The sequence below is a fragment of the Bradyrhizobium archetypum genome, from assembly GCF_013114835.1.
In the GTDB taxonomy this organism is placed as follows: Bacteria; Pseudomonadota; Alphaproteobacteria; order Rhizobiales; family Xanthobacteraceae; genus Bradyrhizobium; species Bradyrhizobium archetypum.
The window spans coordinates 612,643-633,366 of sequence record NZ_JAAVLW010000002.1 but is presented as its reverse complement, the minus strand read 5'-3'; the positions used below and the strand labels follow the sequence as shown (position 1 = coordinate 633,366).

Sequence of the window (20,724 nt, the reverse complement as noted above, 5' to 3'; positions counted from 1 at the left end):
AAGCGGGCGAGGGTGAAGAAAGCCAGGCCGTTATTCCGCCGCCTGCGCGTTGATTTCGCCGGACACTTGCCGGATGGCGCGGGCGAGTTGTTCGGCGGGCTGGGCGCCGGAAACGGCGTATTTCTGAGCGAACACGAAAGTGGGCACGCCGGAGATGCCCTTGTCGGAGGCCTCCTGTGCCTGGCCGGAGATCAGCGCGACATCCTCGTCGGTTGCCAGCCGCTTGCGCACGTCGTCGGCGTCGAGGCCGACATCGGCCGCGGCCTGCACCAGCACGTCGATATCGGTGAGATCGCCGCCATCGCGGAAATACAATTCCATCAGGCGCTGCTTCATCTCGGCAGCCTTCCCTTGCGCGTCCGCCCAGTGGATAAGGCGATGGCAATCGATGGTGTTGGGCTGGCGCTTCACCAGTTCGGGCCGATAGGTCAGCCCCACTTCGCCCGCTGCCGCCACGACGCGGCCGGCGATGCCCTTGTAGGCTTCGACCGAGCCGAATTTCGCGGTGAGATATTCGTCACGGCTGATGCCCTCGCGCGGCACCCAGGAATTGAGGAAGAACGGCCGCCAGCGCACTTCGACCGGAATATCCGGCACCAGCGCCAACGCATTCTCGATCCGGCGCTTGCCGATGTAGCACCAGGGGCAGACCACGTCGGAGACGATGTCGATCTTGAGGGGTTTCAGGGTGCTCATCGGACGTCCTCGCAAAATGATGCCCGGAAGGTAGTCCGATCCGACGGAGAGACAAGGGCAATATCAGCATGTCTCGTATCACTTCACCTCTGCGGTTATTGTGGCGCCCGGCCGGCTTTTCTAGAACTCCGTGCGTCGATTTGAACCGCGGAGCGCGATAGATGACCGCCATTTTCCAGCCGGAAGGCCCCCTGTTTCGTGCCACTGAACATGCCGGCGGGCCGTGGTCGCCGGATATGCTGCAGGGCAGCGCGACGACCGCACTGATGACGCGCGAGGTCGAGCGGCTGGCCAAGGCTTCCGGCTTTGCGGTGCGCCGCCTCACCTTCGATCTATGGCGGCCGGCCGGGCTGCGCGCGTTCGGTCTTGCGACAGACATGCTGCGCGACGGCCGCAAGGCGAAGACCATGCAGGTTCGGCTACTGGACGGCGACGTCGAGATCGGCCGCTGCACAGCGCTATTGACCGTGCAAGGAGGCGAGTCCCCGGCCGATCCATTCTCGAAGGACGCCGATGACGCGGCACCGGAGACGGGAGCGCCGCCGCCTGCCTTTGCGCAGAAATGGAGCCGCTATTTTCAGAACGTCTCCGTACGGTTGATCGACGGCGCGCTGGAAAAGCCCGGTCCCGCCGCGGCCTGGATGCGGCTCGACGTGCCCATGGTGGAAGGTGAAACAAACACGCCACTTCTGCAGGCGGTACAGGCGGCGGATTTTGCCAGCGGCGTCGGCCAGATCGTTGACATGCGCGAATGGACCTTCATCAATCCCGAGATCAGCCTGTATTTCTTCCGTCCGCCCGAAGGCGACTGGATGCTGATCCGCTCGCGCACCCGCGCCGGTGCGCATGGCGCAGGGCTGACCATGGCGAGCTTAAGCGATCGCGGAGGTCCGTTTGCCGAGGTGCTGCAGGCCATGACGTTTGAGCGGCGCGTCGCGCAGGCTCAGGCGTCCTGAGCGGCAAGCGCGGTGAGCACTGCCTCGGAAGCGGTGTCCGCCGGCATGAACATCTCCATCCGCAATTCCTGCAGCGTAACGTCCTGCGGCGTGCCGAGCGTCAGCACCGCGCCGATCAGGCCGATGCTGATCTCGCCCTTTCTCAGGCGTATCTCGCAGAGCGGCCCGGGTACGTCGGTTTCGTTGAGCTGCGGCGTCGGAATATCTGATAGCTTCAACAGGTCGCGCCAGGTCGATTGCAGCGCCAGATCGAGCGGCGCGGCCATTGCCTCGTGACGGGCGCGAGCGAGCAGCGCTGCGGCAACCTCCGGCCAATCCACCACGAACGGGCGCAGCTCGTCCGGCGCGAGAAACATCCGCATATGATTGAGCGGCCGCGCCATGCGCGCCTCGCCCAGCAGCATCGTCATCAGCCGCGCGGCGGCGCGATTGGCCTGCATCACGTTCCAGCGCCGGTCGGTGACGATGGCGGGAAACGGCTCGTGCCGGCACAACAGCAGATCGATGGCGCGTTTGGCGTCGGCGACTTCGGGCGCGGAGAGATCGCGCTCGCCATATTGCCGGGCGAAGCCGCCGGCCTCGAGCAGCGCATTGCGGTCGCGCAAGGACAGAGCGAGCGCGGACGCCAGTTGCAGCAGGATGTCGCGACTGCCCGCGGCCTTGCCGGTTTCGACGTAGCTTAGATGCTTGATCGAGATGCCGGCCTCGAACGCCAGATCGGCCTGGCTCATGGCGCGGCGGTTGCGCCAGCCGCGCAGGAGATCGCCGACCGGATTGATCCGCAGCGGCGCATGTTGGCGAGAGTCCATGCGGTGATTATGCGGAGGGGGAGCGGCGGTGTAAACCACAAGGATGTGGGTAGAGCGACTTGTCCGACGGAGCTCTATTCATCCTACAACTTATGTCAAAGCCGCTGCGATCTGCCGCATCCGCTCGGCGGTCAGATCGTCCGCGGGGAAAAAGGTTTCCAGCGCCAGTTCCTGCAGCGTGATGTCGACCGGCGTGCCGAACACCATGGTGGTGGAGATGAAGCTCAGCACGTCATTCCCATGCCGCAGCTTGAAGGGGATCGCGACGTTATCGGCCGAGACCGGCCCGGACCGCGCCGGCATCCGATAGGCTTTCAGCTCCTGATAGAGCTTGAGCAGTTCGGGATCGGCCGTCGCCTCGCACTGCCGGTGCAGCCGCTCCAACAGATGGGCGCTCCATTCGGCGAGATTGACCGTGCGCGGCGCAAGCCCCTCGGGATGAAAGGCAAGCCGCAGGATGTTGAAGGGTTGCCCGAGCAGATGCGGCGGCAAGCCTTCGAGCAGCGGCGCCACGATCCGGTTGGCCGTCACCAGATTCCAGTGCCGGTCGTAGGCCAGCGCCGGATTGGGCTCATGCGCCTTCAGCACCAGATCGATCGCCTGCCGGGCCGATTTCAGCGCGGGATCATCGAGCGAGCGTTGCGGAAAGGCCGGTGCAAAGCCGGCAGCGACCAGGAGCACATTGCGTTCACGCAAGGGAACCTCCAATCGCTCGGCGAGCTTGAGCACCATTTCACGCGACGGCGCGGCGCGGCCCGTCTCGACAAAACTGAGGTGACGGGCGGATATCTCGGCGTCCCCCGCCAGATCGAGCTGGCTCAGATGGCGCCGCTGGCGCCATTCGCGCAGGTGATCACCGACGTGGAGAGGTCTGGCTCGTTCGGCTCGCGCCGTGGCAGCATGTGCGTTCATGGTGGAAAACCTACCATGCGAATTTCATCCATTCCATTACGTCCGAGGTAATGGATTTTGACGTACAACTACTTGTACTAACAGGAATTTCTTTTTAGCCCTCCCCACCGATACCAACACAAATACCAACATCCCGAACTCACACACCGCCAATAAAAAATATTGACGAGCCGATTATTGGCGAGCCCTGCCCCAAGTTTTTTCAGGCCCGAGTTCGAAAGTGATCCAGCACGTGCGCGAGAAGTTCGTCTGCCGAGCCTGCCAAGCAATCACCGAACCCGCCGGGCCATCGCGCCCGATTGCACGTGTACGTGCGGGGCCGAAGCTGTTCGCCCCTATGAGTGCTGAGGCCGGCGTGAAGGCGGCGCTGAGCAAGTCGCCGACGACCAGGTAAAATGCCTTGCTGAAGCGTACCCTTCTTCGGCCTTTCCCAGACGGCGATGGAATGTGGCTCCTTGCGAGAAGTTCGATCATTCCGGGCTTGGGCGGGAAGCCAGGTTTCTCGCTGCGCTTCCGTACAGGTCAGGAGTGGGCCCGCGCGCGTGGGCTTCTGGGCTGCAGCTGGTCCACCTAGTGGTTCATCACAGTGATTTTGACTCTTTGGCGGTGGCTGGATAAGGGCGCGAGCCTTGTCGGTTGTGAACATCCATTGTGATGCGGGCTGGCTTTATTTCGCCGCCGTTGCCATGGTGCGATCTCTTTCGGAGCTTTTTGGGTCGTCGATGCGGCGGCCGAGACACTGGCGGTGCAGCACGCTGATCTCGCACTCGACCATGTTGAGCCAACTGGCATGTTTCGGGGTGTGGTGGAATTCGAGGCGGCGCAGGATGCGCCGGGCCTCGGCGGGCGCGAAGGCCTCATACAGCGCTCCAGGCTTGTGGGTCGACAAATTGTTCCTGCACGACACGGATACAAATGGCGCCGGGATAATGGACGTCGACGAGTTCACGCATGCATTGGGCGTAGTCCACGGCGGCGCGGCGGTCGGTGACCTTGACGTTGCGCCAGCCGCGATGCGGATCGAAGGTGACGAAGAGATTGACGGTGCCGTTGCGGCGATACTCGTAATCGTAGCGCTCGCGCTGTCCCGGCTCGGCTGGAATCGGCTGACGGACCTCGCCGATCAGCTGGACGGGGGTCTCGTCGAAGCAGACCAGAGGCCGCGCGGGATCCGGCGCTTCAGCGTAGAGATCGAGCACGTCCTCCATGCGGGCGACGTATTCGCCATCGACCTGGGGGATGCACCACATGTCTCGGCGCCACGGCTTGAGATCGTTCTCGGCCAGCCGGCGGCGCACCGTCCCGCCCGACAGGCTGTCGTGATCGGTGAGCTTGACCATCATGTCGGCCAAAAGCGTCAGCGTCCAGCGTTTGCGGCCGGCGGGTGGCTTGGCGCATGCGATCGCCACCAGCAGGGCCTCCTCCTTGCCGGTCAGCTTGCGCTCCGCGCCCGGACGCGGCTCCGCGATTAAAGAACGGACGACTAAGTAAAATGCGAACGTGATCGGATTTGTCGAGGGTGTCCGCTATGGCACCAGAAGCGCCTTGAAATGGACCTGCTAAAGAATCCCGTTCTTCTGCGGGCTGGTGCGGCGGCGGTTTGGCGCTTTGTCCAGTAGGCCGGCAAGCCGCAGACTTTCCAGGATGCCTTCCAGCCGCTGCACACGGATCATCGAAGCAACCATTGAAACTGCGTCCTGCTGCTGGATCGTGAAGTGCACATCCGGAAGTTGCTCAGACATCGCCTCCAACAATGTCTGCGGGTTGGTAACGTGATCTCGGACCGCATGCGCCGCTTCCTCAGCGAGGTAGGTCGCAAAATCGCCGTCGACGACGAACCCGACGAAATTGAAGTCATTGCGGGTACGCTCCTTGATCGATTGCCGAATCAGCTCGCTTTGGTGTTTTGCCTCAACGAAGAGCATAAAGACCGCATCAGGCAGGTTGTCGCGCGGCACGTTCTTCAAATCAGCGATTCGGGCGTAAATGTCCTTCCCTGCGCCCTCGTTCCGCTCGAATCGGGCTTGAACCTCCTGGGTCTCGTGCTTCCGCAGCATTTTCTTCTTCTTTCCGAACATCGCACATCCTCCTAAGACTAGGCCGCGAAGCGCCTCCAGAAGCGAAGGTGCTTGCGTTTCGGTGAACGCCTCTCAAGCGAGCATCATCTCACTCTGCTGGCCATGGGGCGCATGACGGACCTCTCCCTAGGCTCTCTTCGGGACGAATCACCACTCAATGACTCTGCGTGAATCTTGAGGAGAATGGAGGTCACTGACTACAACGAGAGTTGTCCTCTGAGAGGTCATATAGACAAGATGCATCTTGATGTGAGCCCGCGCAGCCCTCGCGATAAATCCCGATCAGGGGCAACCTGCTTATAATACGCTCGCATCCCCGTATACCAATGTGTACTCGAGCTAGCCACCGGGATGATTGGCACCAAGGGTGGGCGCAATCATTATGGCCTTATATTGTCCAGACAATTCGAGGGGCTATGAACAGTCAAATCTACTCCCTGTTTGGGGAGGCGCAGGAACGCACAGCTGCAGGTCGTGCACCTACGCTATATTCCAGTTTGATCGATGACCTGGGTCAGTTGAATTTCGCGGACGCGGATGACCGTCGAGCATTCCCTCCGACCCTACACAGCACATTAGCAAGGCATGGACTGTTCGGGCTCACTACACCAGCAGAGCACGGCGGATTAGCTCTTCCGTTGCAAGAGGCCATCGACCTCATCTCCGCCACCGCATCGTTCGATGTCTCGGCTGCCTCTACCCTCGTCATCCATAACTTCCTGGCCTTGCCCTGCATCGAAGCTGCACCGCACATCCCTGAACAAAGGCATGTCATGCGGGGTGCAACACGCGGTGACCTTTGCGCTTTCGCTTTGACGGAGCCTGGAGCTGGCTCTGACCCGCGGCATATACAGGCTTCGGCTTTCATGCACGAAGATAGAGTTCGTATCTCCGGCCGCAAAATTTGGATCGGCCTCGCTGACTGGGCTCGTTGGATCGTTTGCTTTGCGCGAGCCTCCGGTCCTTATGCGAAAGGTCGGTTCGTTTGTGTACTAGTTGATAGGCAGGCTCCGGGCCTAAAGGTCACGCACGAGCATCGCACACTCGGTCTACGTGGCATTATTCAAAATACTCTAGAGTTCCAGGATGTCGAGGTGCCGAGTGCCTACGTGCTCTCTCGCGATCAAGACGGCTGGGGAGCAGCAGCATCTAGTATGAACCGCGGGCGTATCGGTGTGGCTGCTATGGGCCTTGGAGCCCTTGAGCGCGCTATCCAGGTCGCAGCCTCATATGCAAGCCATCGTCGACTAGGTAAGCTGCGCATGATTGAGAACAGCTATGTCGAGCAGTTATTTGAACGGATGGTACTCCGGCGGGAAGTAGTGAAGGCAATGCTGGGCGCATCCTGCCGACTTATCTCAGCGCAGGGCGCGCCGAACGTCCACCTTGCGTCGGCAACGAAGGTGTTGTCGTCAGAGTGGTGCGGCCTCGTCGCTGATCAATGCGTCCAACTATTGGGTGGCCGTGGTTACGATGAGAGAACGCCTGTAGCTAAAATCTATCGAGACGCTCGCATTCTCCGCATCTTCGAGGGTCCGACTGAGACGCTCCTATCGCACCTCGGCCGCTGCCTTCTCTCTAGAGCCACACGTGACGAAATAGCCGATCTTTTTCTGTCTCTTGGTGCGGCGCCAGTCCATGCTGCTGCAATTGAGGAACTCTCTGGGCTCAATGAGACAGACGGTGCCGTGCTAATCTATGCAGGTTGGCTCACTACACTAGGACTAGCACAAGCTGTCATGTCTGCTGGTTGCTTCTCCGCCTCAGATTGTGCCGCAGCCGCGGCTGACCTAATCAGTTCCGAATTAGCAACTCTCCGTAGTCGCGCGCCGGCACGGCCATCTTTCGAACGCCGCATTAACGCTAGTCGGATTCTGAATACCTTCCTTCAAGACGCAGCTTCTTCCATCCGGTCACCTGTCCTCACAGACGATTACCTCAAATTGGCTCAGTATGTCTGACAGCTAGCCGTTCTTATGCATGGGAGGGATGATGAGGGTTGGCGAGTGTAGCTTAAGCACTGGAAGCAGTGTAGGGGGTTGCTTGAAGCCGATCCTCCTCACCGTTCTAACTGCCACACCCGCCTGCCGGACCGTACAAGCGCGCCACTCCTATCCCAGCCGTTGGCCGCAAGAACATCACCGCCCGCTTTCCGAGTAGTCGGAACTTCCTGCCGCTGCGCCGATTCTCGAAGCGCTGAAATGGGAGCGCTCGATGTCGGCTATACCGGCGATCTGTCTTCCTCACCGTCTGTGCCACTGACGCGCTCGGCGGCACCAGCTCTGATGCCCGCGCGCAAACGATCCTGGTTCAGGCTTCTGAGGCGGCGATGATCCCAATCCCGAGCGGCGTCAGAGTGCGGTTCGCCACCGGCACACGGACATGCGCCGCGGCATGCAGAGCCTGGCTCTTGCGGTTCAGGAGAGCTTGAAGCGCGATCCTCATACAAGCGACGCCATTTCGTGGCGCTGCGGCCCGCTAACGATCCGCCGTCAACGTGGTGGCCGGGCGACCGCTAGGGTGCGCGCGCCCGGACCAGGTAACAAGCCAACACGATAATCCGCAACTAGATTGGTTCGGACGAGGCCAATTCCACGCGAAAATCCGGGAAGCCGGAAATTCGAAATCCCTGTCCCGCGCTAAGCGCAGGAACGATGACGAGACCTAGGATTCGTCCCGGCAGGAGCGATCCCGATTCTGATGACCAACGAGCTGGCCGGCGAACCTTCGCCATGTTGGCCAGCCTAATGGGAAGGCGATTGCTAATGGCTAAAACGTTCGTCAAGACCTTAGAACCGCCCAGATAGAAAGCGAACGCATCGGCATGCCTCCCCAGATGTAGAGACAGTGTGCAGAGGATGAAGGGAGCTCGCTCCCTGACAGCGTACTCCTATTCCGATCCGCAAACTGGATCGGCTTTGTCGTTATAAACCGGACTCCAGTGCAATGTGATCGAGCAATGGTAATTGTATTCGGCCACCGAATTCATGAAGCCCGTGCGGCGTGACTCCTCTCTCGATCTTACGTCATCAACCAGATGAGGTTGGTTGCCCAGACCTCGGCTCGCGATCACGCCGTTTGTGAACTCCGAGCAAAAGGCCCCTTGGTTATACCCGCCGCCCCGCCACCCACTTGTCCCTTGAACCGTCATCTGATTGGCCCATCCCTTAATTCCGAACGCTGGATTCTGGCAGGTTTTGTAAGTTGGAGCCTTGATACACACCTGGTCCATCGCCGCCTTGGCCATCTGAATGCCGCATTGTCTGACATTTACCAATTCGCCGGCGAGTTGCTCGCGCAGGACATTTTCGTAGGCAGTGATTTCCGTCTGCCCTTGGAGCGTGCCGCCAGCGGACCCAAGAAACTGCTTGATCAGTCCCTTCGCCTCAGCCGTCAACTCGCCGTTCGCACTTACGAGACTCGAACTCCCGCGCGTTTTCACTTCTCCGCAAATTCGCTGCGCGAAATCCGCCGCTTCCGCCAGACAGCTTGCTGAGGCGTGTTGAACATTTGAGAACGTCAACAGTGACACTACAACAGGAAAGAAAAGGGAACGCATGCTCTTGCTCCGCCGGAATTGGAGAAAAACTTAGAACGCTAGCAACATACTTGGCCTACTCCTCCAGCTCGACTGCGAGCGCCCCATCAGCCACTCGCGACTTGACTGGACCAGCGTTTGGGTTGGCTCCTGAAACGGTCCAGCGATTCAGCACTTCGTCACCCTGGGTCTTCTGTATTGTGGCCTCATATTCATATTGGGCCTGATCTCCCGCCGGTGGGAATGAGAATGACCACGATCGATCCGTGACAGATGGAGCCACTTCGATGTTGGCACTGCCCGCTTCCACGCGAGACTTCGTTGTCACCATCAACGTAAGGTCGTAGTTCAGCCAACCTCGGCCTTTGCAGCCAAGCCACGTGTGGAATGGTCCTCGATCGGCACCGCATCCTTGAACATGGCCTGGAACCGAAACGCAGCGTGGTCCCGAAGGCTGAGGAGCTCCAGCTGAGGAGCCGCAATTGGCGCTGGTTATGCTCAGCGTTCCAGTGGTTCGAACGGCATTCTCGTCAGCGGCGCAGTATGAGGTCGTAACGTCGAAGGTGTCGTCGCAGTGGTCGTTTCCGGTGCGAGAAAACTTACGAACCGGCTCGGCTCTACTGCTTTCGATGAGATGGGTAGAACGTATCTTACCGGATACTGACCATTTAATTTGAGGTCGGATCGTAATTGCCGCAGCAACGGGAGCCTGTGATACAGATTTCTCACGACACACCAAGCCGAACCACAATGTGCGATCAAGCGCGGCCAATCCCGCCACTTGGACGCTTGCCGCTCGAACTCTGTTCAGCGTTGGAGAAGCGATCGTGTCAGGTAGCTCGACCTTTATCGAATGATCCAGCCGCTCAACGATTCTGGCGGCTTTGCCGTCCACTGACGCGGTGAGCGTGCTGCCTTGTGTCAGATAATTGCCTCTCAGCGTCATGACTGGTTGGCCCTGAGATGCGACGATCTCGCCGGGGAATGCCGCAACGATCCTTGGACGTAAGTCCCGGCACGGGAGGGAGAAAAGAGCGTCGTATGCGGAAATATCCGCCTCTACTATTGTTTGTCGCGCCTCATCTCCGGCTCTTTTTAGCAGAGCTTCCGTTGCCTTCTGTACTTGCCGTGTCAGCGCCTCGGCGTCTTCCACTATTCGACGCTCCTGAACATCAAGAGAACTAACCGCTTGATCCATCCGGTCCTTCATAATCTTGTTCATGTCTTGAAGGACGTTTTGTGCGTTTGCCTGAAGCGAATTCCCAAGACCACGTAGTTCATCTCCCGCCTGCGCAATCGCCGCCTTGAATTGGTCTAACGCGGCCGATAGTGCCGCCGATGCAGCACCTACTGTTAAGATGCCCGCCTGCGCGGAGGCTGGAGCTGTCCCCATTGGCGAGTAAGGGGCATACGGAAGAAGCGCACTAGCACTGGCGATCAAGCCGGCGAGACCTAGTCGACCAATTCTACAGGTAAGCGTTTTCATGTTCTCACCGATCAACAGATGTGTGCCCTTAATCAAATCGCGCTACCGGTTTTAACGCTGCCACCACGCTCGACCTCTCAAGCTACACCCGGCGCAGGCACGAGCTGGATGCGGAGGGCAAGGCGTGTGGAAGGAATGCCCTGGCTCAACACCAGGGGACGCAGACTCGGTGGCCACCGACCTTGCCAATTTCGATCGGTGGAGGAGCGGACGGCAACTGCGGCAGGGGCGGCAGTTGCGGCAACTGGCCGATCGGCGGGATATTCAGCCCGCCGATCGGAACGCCGGGCATCAAGCTCGGCACCCAAGGCGCGCGGATGGGTCCCTGCGCGGTCACCTGCAACGGATTACGAATGAAATCGGCAGCACTCCCGCCAATCCCAAGGCGCGCCATGATGTACTCGCGCGCTTGCGGTACCAGCGCATTCGGTCCGCCAAATGGCGTTCCCGCGAGCAATCGACCCGCATCAATCTGCCGGGCGCCCTCGGGGATGACTTCTTGCATGCCGCCGAACAGGAAATAGCTTCCAACGTCAACGATCCTTTGATAGGGCGCGACATTGTTCCGGCATTCCTCGAATGCCTGGAAAATGGCCGCGATGCCTTCATCTCGTTTGGCCGAAATTCTTTCGATCGTGTCGATCAGATCGACCGCCGTGATGTTCCCGCTATTGTCGGCCTGCGGAAACCTGCGCGGATCGAAGCCCTTGGACTGGGCCGAGGCCGCGATCTTCATGAAATAGTCGATGGTGTGCTGATATTGCTCGCGGATTAGGGCATCGCGCTGCCCGGCGGCATCGCTGCACATGTCTGCCCTGGCCGATCCAATCGCAAGAACGGACGCAAGCAGTGACAGGACGATGGACCTCAACATCTCGGCCTCCCATCTAACAGCCGCCGAAGATCTTCTTGGGATCGCGGATGATGCAAGCCACATCCCCGCCGATGCCCAGTCCGTTCAGCACGTCGTCCCGCAACTTCGGGATCAGGGCGTTTGGACCGCCGAACGGCGTTCCGGACAGCAATTGGGAAACGTCAACATGGGTCATCCTGTCCGGAAGAACGGCTGACAATCCGCCTGTTGCAAAGAATACCGCGGCATCGGCGATCTTTTGCGGAACGGCGAAGCCCTTGTTGCACTCGTCTACGGCCTGCGCGACCTGCTTGTAGCCGCTGGCTTTCTGGATCGCGAGCTTCGTCACCAAATCAACCAGATCCACCGGCTCCACTCCGCCCTGCGGAGTTACGTAGGGATATCTTTTGGGATCGAATCCCTTCTCTTTCAGAGCCCCGCTGATCTTCATGAAGAGGTCGAGCTTTGGATCGTACACGCTGTTGATTTGCTGGTACCCCCTGTCGCCGGTTTCGACGCATTTGTCCGCCGCGAACGCAGCTGGAGCAGCAAGTTGAACGAGGGCGATCAGGGCCAGGCCAGAAACACGAAGCGATGTCATTGCATCCTCCTTTGTCAGCATCCCGTTACGGTGATTTTGATTCCAATCTGGTTCAGAAACTTGATCACGTCGTTGCTAGGTCCCGGCCCGCAGCGAAGGTCGTTGTTGATGTTGGTGAGGATCTTCAAGAGATCGTTATTCGGCCCTGGGCCATGCTTGAGATCGTTGAGCATGGTGTTGATCGCCTTCACCAGGTCGTTGTTCTTGCCGAACGGATCATCCTTGCCCAGCTCGACCGCGATCTGCGCGAGGGCCATGATGATGAGTCCGGTCGCCGGGTCGATATCGCCGCAGGCGTTGGCTGCGCAAACTTGCGCGGCGATTGCAACCTTCTTGGCGACGTCTTGAGAGAATGACTGGGAAAAAGAGAGCAGAAGGAATCCCAGCGCAAAGCCCGATATTCTGCGAATGAATTTCATTGCCGCCTCCACGAGACATATTGATTTCTTGTCCAGATGGAATTTCACCGGGCGGAGCGGAGGTGCTGCACCCGATCGACATTGACTGTCGATCGAAAGCAAGCACCTTCGTCCTTCAGGGCCCGACGTCGTATGGCGCCACCACCAGATCGTAGATCCTGCCCGTGGAGTTTTGGCGAATCCCGCTGAGGTAGACTTGCTCACCTTTGGTCGCCATGTCGCTCAGCGAATAGATCCTGCTGCTGCCGTCTGCTTGGCACAGCAATTTGACGTCCAACGCGACATTGGGAAACTCTACGGAGAATGCCTTGCCGTAAGCGAGAGCAACGCTTCCATTGGATCGCCGTTCAAATCCCGCAATGATCTTCGCCTTGCTTCCGGTGACCCAGACCGTCGCGCTATCGGAATTGTTGCTCGGATTCCAGTCCATCGATTTGTCCTGAATCGTCCAACTCCAGGGAGCTTCCGCAGTTGGAATGACGAAGGCGCAGGGGTTGTCACCTGCGTTCTTCTGACAATGCTTTTGAACATTTCCGAGTTTGTAACCGTCGGGCGCTTCAAGGTGCAGAAGAGCCGACTTCGGCCCTCCGCCGCTTATGTCCGTGCCGCCCGTTGAGATCGACTCGGGTGGACCAAGGGTATCCTGACCGTTCTTGATTTCCTCGACAACCGCACAGGTTCCGTACGGGCCAGAGAGCGGAAATCTGATGGCACTGTACGGCAACGAATTGTCCGGGATGATCTTGGTCTTTGAAGTCAGGAGGATTGTGCCGGCGCTGCCATTACTGCGCGTGCAGCGGACGACAGTGGTCACGTTGCTTGGCACCGAAACCGTCTGATCATTGCCTACTTTACACTGGAGCCCCTGTCCGGCGCCCAGCGTCACCTTGGCTTTCTGCGTCTGGTCGATGGGCTGAAAGGCGAGGCTGAGGAGGAGGTCGCGGGGATCGCCCGTAAATTTTAGCGAGGCGTGAATACCGCCTCCTTGTGCATTCATGCAATCCGCCCAGGCTTTGGCGATCACCGGGCTGGCGGTCTTGACGAAATTGATGACGGAGGAGTCGTACTGTTTGTATCCGGAATTGAGCGTATCGAGCTGCGAAAAGAATTGATCATTTTGCTGCCGATCATTGCTCAGGCCGAGCTTGACGGGGGCGCCGTCGTAGACGATCCCACTGTCCAGCGTTTGTTTCTTTGAAAGCGAGTTCGAGCCCGAGTTTGTTGATTTATACCAATTTAGGAACGCCGAGACGTTCTGTACGTCGGATTGGCCAAAGCTGTATTCCCAAATTCCGTTCGCGAGAATGTTCTTGCAACGGTCATCTTCAGCTTGCGCGGTTGCGGCAGAGACCGTGACGAGCGCTGCAGCAAGAAACCCCATCCTTGTCATCGGTAGCCTCCTAATGTGCGTGACCGACGTCGACCGTGACGGAGTCGGCGCCATTGGCGGTCATCACCAGCCTGTACTGGCGCCCGGGAGGGCGCTCCTCGTATCTCAGGGGAATCGTCGTGACCATCTCGCCGGCCTTGTCGTGCGGCCTCTCCGAGGTGACGTCGAGAATCAGGATGTTGGGATCGATTCCTTGCGGCGAGCGGCGCGTGAGCCTGACGTGCCAGCCCGCGGTCGGCACCTGCACCTCGCCGATCACGATCAGCTTCGGGCCACCGTCCGGCACGTGATCGATCCAGGCCCTGAACGTGTCTTCCAAAAGAACCGGCATTGATGAACCCTTCTTCCAAATTGCAGGGCGGGACGTGCCGAAACGGTCCCGCGCTTGCTGCGTGGCCGATACGGTTGCGCAGCAAAACGCCGGTCGATGGATCCAAGTCCAGCCTGTCCCGGGCACCTCGGAAGCCGACAGATCCAGCCCCGTGGCTTCCCTGGGTGCGCGGTGAAAACTGGCATCGGGGCTGTTCGCGCGACGCGACCCCTGCGTTCGAGAATTGAAAAAAAAGCGTGAAAGTTGCGTCTAGTCCGTTATCATCGGGGCGGGGATGATCGGCGAATGTTGGCCTTGACGTCGAAATTCAAGCTGCGTCTTCTGGGTCCGTTCAGCCTCATGGACCCGGAAGGACGCCGGATTGCGATCCCAAGTCGCAAGGGAGCAGCGCTGATTGCCATGCTTGCCGTCTCGAAGGACGGCGAGAGAGCTCGAGGCTGGCTGCAGACTCAACTGTGGGGCAGCCGTGAGCCGAAGGAGGCGAACGGAAGCTTGCGGCGCGAGCTGTCGGACTTGCGGAGACGGATCAATCAACACTCCTGGGCGCCCCTCGTCTGCGAGCGGGACAGGGTGCGGCTCGACCTCAGCATGATCAGCATCGACGTGCTCAAGCCCGACGAAGAAACGCTCGACTCCGGCCAGCGGGGCGAGTTTCTCGAGGGGTTCGATATCCCCGGGGAGGACGCGTTCGAGGATTGGCTCCGCGAACAGCGCATCCGACTGGCGAGCTCCGAGGCAGGCCACGCCCGGAGCGAGACGGCTCCGAAGCCTTCGGATGCCATCGCGATCGTCCAGCCCGACTTTAACTGGTCGGCACAGGGCCCGAATGACGGCCCCTCGCTGGCCGTCCTGCGTTTTTCAAACCTGACGGGCAATCCGGAGGAAGCCTATTTCGCAGAGGGCTTCAAGCAGGAGCTGATCAACCGGTTATCGCGCGTGCGCTGGCTAGCCGTTATCGCCGGCGATTCCGGTGGTCCACGCGTCTCGACGATCACCGCCCAGGAAGCACGATCGCTGGGCGCCAAATATCTCGTCGACGGGACCATCCGGACTTCGAGCGATCTGACGCTGATCGACGTCACGCTCTACGAAGCGGCACGCCTCCAGGCGGTCTGGTCCAAGCGACTGCAGATCGTACGATCGGTGATTGCGACCGCTCTCGACGAATGCCTGCAGGAGCTGGTCGCACATCTCGGCGCCAAGATCGATCATGGAGAGCAGTCGAGCGCGCGGGACCGGTTGCCGTCGGGAGCGAATATCACCGATCTCATCTGGCGGGGCCGATGGCACCTCTACCGCCTGCAGCGCGCGGATTCGGATGAGGCGCAGGAGCTTTTCGCCAAAGCCCTGGCGCTCGATCCTCACTCCGCGGAAGCCTTGATCAATGTCACCCACGGACTGGCCTGGTCGATCTGGACCGGACGACAGCCGGCGCATCGCGTGTTGGAAATGCGACGCCTCGCACAGCAGTCGATGCGCGCCGATCCCTCCGATGGCCGGGCGTACTGGTTGGCGGGCACCGCGGAGACATGGTTACGGCATATGCAGCCTGCGCTCGACCTTCTGTTCCAGGCGGTTGAACTGACGCCGAGCTTGGCCATCGCTCACGCCCAGATCGGCAGCACCCTGAATCTTGCGGGCAGGCCTGAGCAGGCGGGCGAGCCCCTCCAACTGGCAAGGCGGCTTAGCCCGTTCGACGTGCATCTCTTCTTCGTCCTTGGCGAGCTGGCGATGAGGTCCAGTCTGCTCGGCGATTACCGCGAAGCGATATCCTATGCGGACCTCGCCATCGTCCGCCGGGAGCAATATTGGTACGCCCACATGGTCAAGATCGATGCCCTCGTGAAGCTGAGGGAACGGCAACAGGCCGTGGCGGCATTTGAAGAGCTTCGGAGCCTCAAGCCCCGCTTTTCGAGCACATATATTGACTGGATCCCATTTGAGAATCGCGCGCTGAACCGGCGATTTGCCGAGTCAGTCGATTCGGTCGCGGCAGGCCAAGCCCGTCTGGCCACCGGGAGCAACAATTCGCGACGTTAGGACGTTGAGATTATTTCAGAACCAAGGGGGCGTTATGGGGGACGCGAGGGCGGCAGGTGGATTTTTCGCCGGGTGGACGCTTAAATATTTCGACAAAATTGCCGCGGCCAAGGCGATATCCAAGCAAGAGAACGCATCTGCGGAAGATGCCTTTGACTTCAATGACCTTGGCCCTGACAGGCGGTGGTCGCCGGTCCTGAGACGGCTTTGGTTGTGGTCGTCGCGGGTGGCATTCGCCTTCTTCCGGATATTCTGGCCGTTCCCGAAGTTCGGCCGCCTCATCATCATCACCCGCAATGCCGACGCGCGAGCCGTGCTTTCCAAACCCGAGATCTTCGCCGTGCCCTATGGCGAGGAGATGAGGGAGCTTGGCGGAGAAAAGGCAACATTCGTGCTCGGCCTCGAAGGTGCGGAGCAGCGTTGTCAGCACGAACTCATTCGCCGCCTGATAGAGCCGCAGGACGCAGACTGGCTTGTCGAGCGGACGCGGCAAATCGCCGATACACTGATCGATGCCTCCCAGGGGCGCATCGACGTCATGAAGGATCTCATCACGCGTGTGGCTGCCGAGACCTGCGCCGAGTATTTCGGGCTGAGTATCGACGATCCCGATGCTTTCGCCGAATGGTCGATGGCGATATCAGCGTTGCTGTTCGCCGATCCGTTCGGCAATCCGGCCACCCGCAAGCTCGGGCTGGCCGGAGCGTTGCGCGTGCGCTCCGTGATCGACGCCGCCAAGGAGAGGCTTTCGGTCGCCCCGCCGGTGCCGCCCGAGGGATTGGGCAAGACGATCCTTCAGCGCCTCGTCGAGACCGGCATCTCGGACAATGAAATTCGCGCGATCATGGTGGGCATGATCACGGGATTCATCCCGACCACGACGCTGGCAGCCGGCAACATCATCGAGCAGTTATTGTGGGGTGGATTCGACGAGGCGGTCGCGGCGGCGAGGAAGGCGAGCCGCGGCGAAGAGGCCGCGCGCAAACGGCTGGAACAGCTTCTGTTCGAGGCCGCGCGATTGAATCCGGCGCTCAACCCCGGCCAATGGCGCCATGCCGTCCAGGACGGCACCGTCCCGACCCGCTGGGGTTCGCATCGAATTCCGGCCGGATCGATCCTGCTGGTGGCAACGGCGTCTGCAATGCGCGACGACAGTTCCCGAAACAACGAATTGGTGTTCGGATCTGGCGCTCACGCGTGCCTCGGCAAGACGCTCGCGATGGCCCAGATCACCGCGATCTTCGAGTCGTTGCTATCCAGGGAAGGAGTGCGCGCCAGCAAGGGGCGGTGGGGACGCATGTTCCGGGTCGGCGTGTTTCCCCGGCGGCTCGACATGGAGTTCAAGCCGGCGTTTGGCTCGCAAGCCCAGAGCATGGTCACCGTGCTGACCCCGCTCGCAAAAGAAGCCGACCTCGAAGCCTGGCAGAGCGCGATTCACAACCTCATGAAGCCGGGCGCGCCTGATCTCCATAGCGCGCTTCGCGGCACGAATATCATCCATTTCGCCTCGCTCAACGCCGTCGATCTTGGCGATGCGGCGGCACCCGCGCCGCACCTGCTGCTGGAAATCAATGGCGATGGTGATCCCGACGACCTGATCGATGCGATCGATGCCTCCGCCAGTCCATGGCTGCGGCCACTCTTCAGCGCCGCAGAGAGCGGCGAGGCGGTGCCAAAGCCGACGGTGGGCAACGGTCAATCGCTGCGAGAGCTGTTGACGGCCCGCAAGATTGACCTGCAGGCCCGGCCATGGGGAACGACCGGATTGTGCTTTTACGGCCTGCCCGGCCTGTCGATCGCCAGCATCCGGCAGCAGGAGGAACTGGCAAATTTCTGCCGCGATGCCGTCGACTATTTCGTCACGCTTCACGCTGGCCTCGGCAGCCATGCGGCAGCCGCCCTGCAATTCGTTCGACGCCTCATCCACGGTGATGCCGAACTGAGCCGAATGGGCGAGAAGGATGCGGGCAAAGACATAAAGAAGCTGATTGAACGCGGCAGCGCATTTCGTCGCTCGCTGATGATCCCGAGCCGTCAGGAGCCGCCGACCATCTGCTGGAAGGAGCCGGATAGCCGCCTCGGTGCCGTCCTTTCCTCGCCGACACTGTTTCCGCTCTATGGCTTTCTGGCGCTGGCGGCGGTTATCGTGAGCGTGCTGTGCTTCTACTGGTTCGGATTTACGCTGTCGCTTGCGTGGAGGGATCTTCCGATCACCGCCGGGCAGATCGCGATCGCCCTGGTGTCGGGAGGGATCGGTACCGCCACCCTCGCCGGCATCGTCGTCGGCGCTTTTGCCATAAAGCTGCGCCGGGCCGAAGCCACCGACAAGCCGGAGGATTTCGATCCCGACCTTATCAAGGTCGGCGAGGTCGCAAGGCGAGAAAACGATCCCGGCTTCGCGCAAAACCATTTCCTGTCGGTGTCACCGCTCAAGCCCGGTCCGTTCCGCAAGTTCACGCTCGGCATGGCGCTGTGGGGAATCGAACTCGTCGTCTCGCGTGCCTTCCGTCCCGGCTTTATCGTGAACATGGGGACGATACATTTCGCACGCTGGTTCCGGCCGTCGGGTTCGCAGCGGCTGGTGTTCCTTTCCAACTACGACGGCAGTTGGGAGAGCTATCTCGAGGACTTCATCACCAAGGCCTACCCCGGCCAGAACGCGGCCTGGAGCAACGCCGTCGGCTTTCCGCGGACAAACTGGCTGATATACGACGGCGCGCAGGACGGCGACCGGTTCAAGCGATGGGTACGCCGCCAGCAACAACCGACGCAGTTCTGGTTCAACCACTTCCCGCACCTCACGGCGGATCAGATGCGCGACAACGCAGTGATCTCGTGGGAATTGGCGCGCGCAACGACAGACTCGCAAGCGCGCGCGTGGCTCAGCTATTTCGGCTCGATGCCGAGGACCGACACCGTGATCGAGACGCAGGAGGTCCAGGCGCTCGTGTTCCGCGGCTTCAAGCGGCTTCCGTTCATGAAGTTCGCTGCAATCAGCCTTCCCGCAGATCGCGCGGTTTGCCGCGACTGGCTGAAGTCGCTGGCGAATGGGCGCAATCCGCACGAATTGCGGACCTTGGAAACGGAAGACAGGCTTCTTGAAATCACTTTCGGCGACAGACCGCTGTTCGGCGAAGACGAACGGTCGGCAACCTGCGTCGCCTTCACGGCGGCCGGCTTCTCCCATCTTGGCTTTCCCGAGGGCGACGAGCCCGGCACGATGGCAACGTTTCCCACTGTGTTCAATCTCGGAATGTCGTCGCGACAGCGTATCCTCGGCGATTATTCGGAATCTGACCCGTTGAAGTGGCGCTGGTCGGACGTCGCGAGCGAAAAGCCCATTCACGTCGCACTTTTCGTATATGGAAAATCCAAGGCCGAGTGCGACAAACTGCTTGGGCTGCATCGTGCCAAGCTGACCGGTGCAAGCTTCATCGTCCACGAACTTGATACCCAGCCTACGGACAAGGGTATCGACTACGAACACTTCGGCTTCCGCGATGGCATCTCGCAGCCCGTCATCCGCGGCACCGAGCGTTTCGCGCGGGGCGCGCAGCCCAGGGACATCATGGCGCCTGGCGAGTTCATTCTCGGCTACAAGAGCAACCAGGGCTACTTCCCGCCCACGCCGGTGGTCACCCGCAAAAGCGACGTCCGCAATCACCTGGCTTCCGTCCCGACACCGGCGGAAAGCCGTTTCTCGGCGTTTCAGGATCCTCGCCCGCAGGTGCGCGACTTCGGGCGAAACGGCACGTTTCTAGCTATCCGGCAATTCGAGCAGCACGTTGACGCGTTTCATGAGTACGCCAAGCGCGCCGCTAAGAAATTGACAGACGATCTGGTTGACGAGGCGCGTGTGCCAAACCTGATCGGCGGCGCGCTGACGTCGGACTGGATCGAAGCCAAAATGATGGGACGCTGGCAAGACGGCGTACCACTGATCGACCGTCCGATCTGGATGACGCCCGCGGAGCACGCTGCCGAGCTATCCACCTGTGAAGTCGGCCGCGAACATGCGCATGCCAAGCATCCGCACCGCAAGAGCCGCATGCGCACGGATACCGATCTGGATTTCGGGGTTAACGATCCCCAGGGCCTTCATTGTCCGTTCGGCGCGCATATCCGTCGCGCCAATCCTCGCGGCAGCCTAGCTCCGGGGGACGACTCGCAATTGGCCATCACCAACCGGCATCGTCTGCTGCGGCGCGGCAGACCGTATAAGAAAGGAGATGAAAAAGGGCTTCTGTTTGTGGGCCTGTGCGCCGATCTCGAGCGCCAGTTCGAGTTCATCCAGCAGTCGTGGATCGGAGCCGCCGGTTTCGCGGGACTGACCAACGAGCCGGATCCAATCGTATCGGTGAAGCCCACCGCTGCGTCCACGCGGTTCACGATCCCGACTTCGGCCGGCTCGCTTGCACTGGAAGGAGGCGAGAGCTTCGTGACCGTTCGTGGCGGAGGATATTTCTTCCTGCCCAGTCGTTCCGCGCTGTTGTTCTTGGCGGAGCTTAAGTAGCCCCGCGCTCCAAACTAAGGCGCCCAAGCAGTGTTTCCGAAACAGACAAGCTTCTAATAGATGGGGTGATTGCGGTTGCTGCTCGAAAGGCTCAGCCTGGAA

General features: G+C 60.4%; 15 protein-coding genes and 1 pseudogene. 4 read left to right on the top strand and 12 right to left on the bottom strand.

The window, feature by feature from the left end; genetic code table 11:
• Positions 1-30: 30 nt before the first annotated feature.
• Positions 31-696 (bottom strand): DsbA family oxidoreductase, encoded by a 666-nt coding sequence (locus HCN50_RS07410; protein WP_171708953.1) that lies wholly within the window; start codon positions 694-696, stop codon positions 31-33.
• Positions 697-857: 161 nt separating this feature from the next.
• On the opposite strand from HCN50_RS07410, the gene HCN50_RS07405 reads away from it, so the two are divergent.
• Positions 858-1,652: a thioesterase family protein gene (locus HCN50_RS07405; protein ID WP_171708952.1), complete on the top strand. Its 795-nt coding sequence runs from the start codon at positions 858-860 to the stop codon at positions 1,650-1,652.
• Here the strand turns inward: HCN50_RS07405 and HCN50_RS07400 are convergent.
• From HCN50_RS07400 to HCN50_RS07385, 4 genes and pseudogenes are all read right to left on the bottom strand, one after another.
• Positions 1,640-2,461, bottom strand: coding sequence for a helix-turn-helix domain-containing protein (locus HCN50_RS07400; protein ID WP_171708951.1), 822 nt, complete (start codon positions 2,459-2,461; stop codon positions 1,640-1,642). The genes HCN50_RS07405 and HCN50_RS07400 overlap by 13 nt on opposite strands.
• 90 nt (positions 2,462-2,551) lie before the next feature.
• Positions 2,552-3,373 carry a helix-turn-helix domain-containing protein gene (locus HCN50_RS07395; RefSeq protein WP_171708950.1) on the bottom strand — a complete coding sequence of 274 codons (822 nt, stop codon included), beginning with the start codon at positions 3,371-3,373 and terminating at the stop codon, positions 2,552-2,554.
• A 589-nt stretch (positions 3,374-3,962) separates the two neighbouring features.
• A pseudogene (locus HCN50_RS07390) lies at positions 3,963-4,857 on the bottom strand (IS630 family transposase); the annotation flags it as partial.
• Between the two features lie 75 nt (positions 4,858-4,932).
• Positions 4,933-5,451: a hypothetical protein gene (locus HCN50_RS07385; RefSeq protein WP_171708949.1), complete on the bottom strand. Its 519-nt coding sequence runs from the start codon at positions 5,449-5,451 to the stop codon at positions 4,933-4,935.
• 326 nt (positions 5,452-5,777) lie between these two features.
• On the opposite strand from HCN50_RS07385, the gene HCN50_RS34740 reads away from it, so the two are divergent.
• Positions 5,778-7,412, top strand: coding sequence for an acyl-CoA dehydrogenase family protein (locus HCN50_RS34740; protein ID WP_376700259.1), 1,635 nt, complete (start codon positions 5,778-5,780; stop codon positions 7,410-7,412).
• A 929-nt stretch (positions 7,413-8,341) separates the two neighbouring features.
• Here the strand turns inward: HCN50_RS34740 and HCN50_RS07375 are convergent.
• From HCN50_RS07375 to HCN50_RS07345, 7 genes are all read right to left on the bottom strand, one after another.
• Positions 8,342-9,010, bottom strand: coding sequence for a hypothetical protein (locus tag HCN50_RS07375; protein ID WP_171708947.1), 669 nt, complete (start codon positions 9,008-9,010; stop codon positions 8,342-8,344).
• Between the two features lie 55 nt (positions 9,011-9,065).
• A complete protein-coding gene (locus HCN50_RS07370; RefSeq protein ID WP_171708946.1) occupies positions 9,066-10,475 on the bottom strand; it encodes a hypothetical protein in 1,410 nt (469 codons plus the stop codon).
• A gap of 145 nt (positions 10,476-10,620) precedes the next feature.
• The gene (locus tag HCN50_RS07365; protein ID WP_171708945.1) at positions 10,621-11,349 is read right to left on the bottom strand and encodes a hypothetical protein; all 729 of its coding nucleotides are present in this window, start codon (positions 11,347-11,349) and stop codon (positions 10,621-10,623) included.
• Between the two features lie 13 nt (positions 11,350-11,362).
• Positions 11,363-11,929: a hypothetical protein gene (locus HCN50_RS07360; protein WP_171708944.1), complete on the bottom strand. Its 567-nt coding sequence runs from the start codon at positions 11,927-11,929 to the stop codon at positions 11,363-11,365.
• Positions 11,930-11,943: 14 nt separating this feature from the next.
• Positions 11,944-12,348, bottom strand: coding sequence for a hypothetical protein (locus HCN50_RS07355; RefSeq protein ID WP_210264806.1), 405 nt, complete (start codon positions 12,346-12,348; stop codon positions 11,944-11,946).
• Between the two features lie 115 nt (positions 12,349-12,463).
• Positions 12,464-13,738: a hypothetical protein gene (locus HCN50_RS07350; RefSeq protein WP_171708942.1), complete on the bottom strand. Its 1,275-nt coding sequence runs from the start codon at positions 13,736-13,738 to the stop codon at positions 12,464-12,466.
• A 10-nt stretch (positions 13,739-13,748) separates the two neighbouring features.
• A complete protein-coding gene (locus tag HCN50_RS07345; protein WP_171708941.1) occupies positions 13,749-14,069 on the bottom strand; it encodes a hypothetical protein in 321 nt (106 codons plus the stop codon).
• A gap of 285 nt (positions 14,070-14,354) precedes the next feature.
• On the opposite strand from HCN50_RS07345, the gene HCN50_RS07340 reads away from it, so the two are divergent.
• The gene (locus HCN50_RS07340; RefSeq protein ID WP_171708940.1) at positions 14,355-16,109 is read left to right on the top strand and encodes a hypothetical protein; all 1,755 of its coding nucleotides are present in this window, start codon (positions 14,355-14,357) and stop codon (positions 16,107-16,109) included.
• A gap of 226 nt (positions 16,110-16,335) precedes the next feature.
• Positions 16,336-20,622 carry a cytochrome gene (locus HCN50_RS07335; RefSeq protein ID WP_311967370.1) on the top strand — a complete coding sequence of 1,429 codons (4,287 nt, stop codon included), beginning with the start codon at positions 16,336-16,338 and terminating at the stop codon, positions 20,620-20,622.
• Positions 20,623-20,724 lie beyond the last annotated feature (102 nt).

Excerpts from the sequence above, each read along its gene's own strand:
- HCN50_RS07395 (WP_171708950.1), bottom strand. The coding sequence starts at position 3,373 with ATGAACGCACATGCTGCCACGGCGCGAGCCGAACGAGCCAGACCTCTC.
- HCN50_RS07350 (WP_171708942.1), bottom strand. The coding sequence starts at position 13,738 with ATGACAAGGATGGGGTTTCTTGCTGCAGCGCTCGTCACGGTCTCTGCC.
- HCN50_RS07365 (WP_171708945.1), bottom strand. The coding sequence starts at position 11,349 with ATGTTGAGGTCCATCGTCCTGTCACTGCTTGCGTCCGTTCTTGCGATT.
- HCN50_RS07405 (WP_171708952.1), top strand. The coding sequence starts at position 858 with ATGACCGCCATTTTCCAGCCGGAAGGCCCCCTGTTTCGTGCCACTGAA.
- HCN50_RS07360 (WP_171708944.1), bottom strand. The coding sequence starts at position 11,929 with ATGACATCGCTTCGTGTTTCTGGCCTGGCCCTGATCGCCCTCGTTCAA.
- HCN50_RS07340 (WP_171708940.1), top strand. The coding sequence starts at position 14,355 with ATGTTGGCCTTGACGTCGAAATTCAAGCTGCGTCTTCTGGGTCCGTTC.
- HCN50_RS07345 (WP_171708941.1), bottom strand. The coding sequence starts at position 14,069 with ATGCCGGTTCTTTTGGAAGACACGTTCAGGGCCTGGATCGATCACGTG.
- HCN50_RS34740 (WP_376700259.1), top strand. The coding sequence starts at position 5,778 with ATGTGTACTCGAGCTAGCCACCGGGATGATTGGCACCAAGGGTGGGCG.
- HCN50_RS07385 (WP_171708949.1), bottom strand. The coding sequence starts at position 5,451 with ATGTTCGGAAAGAAGAAGAAAATGCTGCGGAAGCACGAGACCCAGGAG.
- HCN50_RS07375 (WP_171708947.1), bottom strand. The coding sequence starts at position 9,010 with ATGCGTTCCCTTTTCTTTCCTGTTGTAGTGTCACTGTTGACGTTCTCA.
- HCN50_RS07370 (WP_171708946.1), bottom strand. The coding sequence starts at position 10,475 with ATGAAAACGCTTACCTGTAGAATTGGTCGACTAGGTCTCGCCGGCTTG.
- HCN50_RS07410 (WP_171708953.1), bottom strand. The coding sequence starts at position 696 with ATGAGCACCCTGAAACCCCTCAAGATCGACATCGTCTCCGACGTGGTC.
- HCN50_RS07355 (WP_210264806.1), bottom strand. The coding sequence starts at position 12,348 with ATGAAATTCATTCGCAGAATATCGGGCTTTGCGCTGGGATTCCTTCTG.
- HCN50_RS07400 (WP_171708951.1), bottom strand. The coding sequence starts at position 2,461 with ATGGACTCTCGCCAACATGCGCCGCTGCGGATCAATCCGGTCGGCGAT.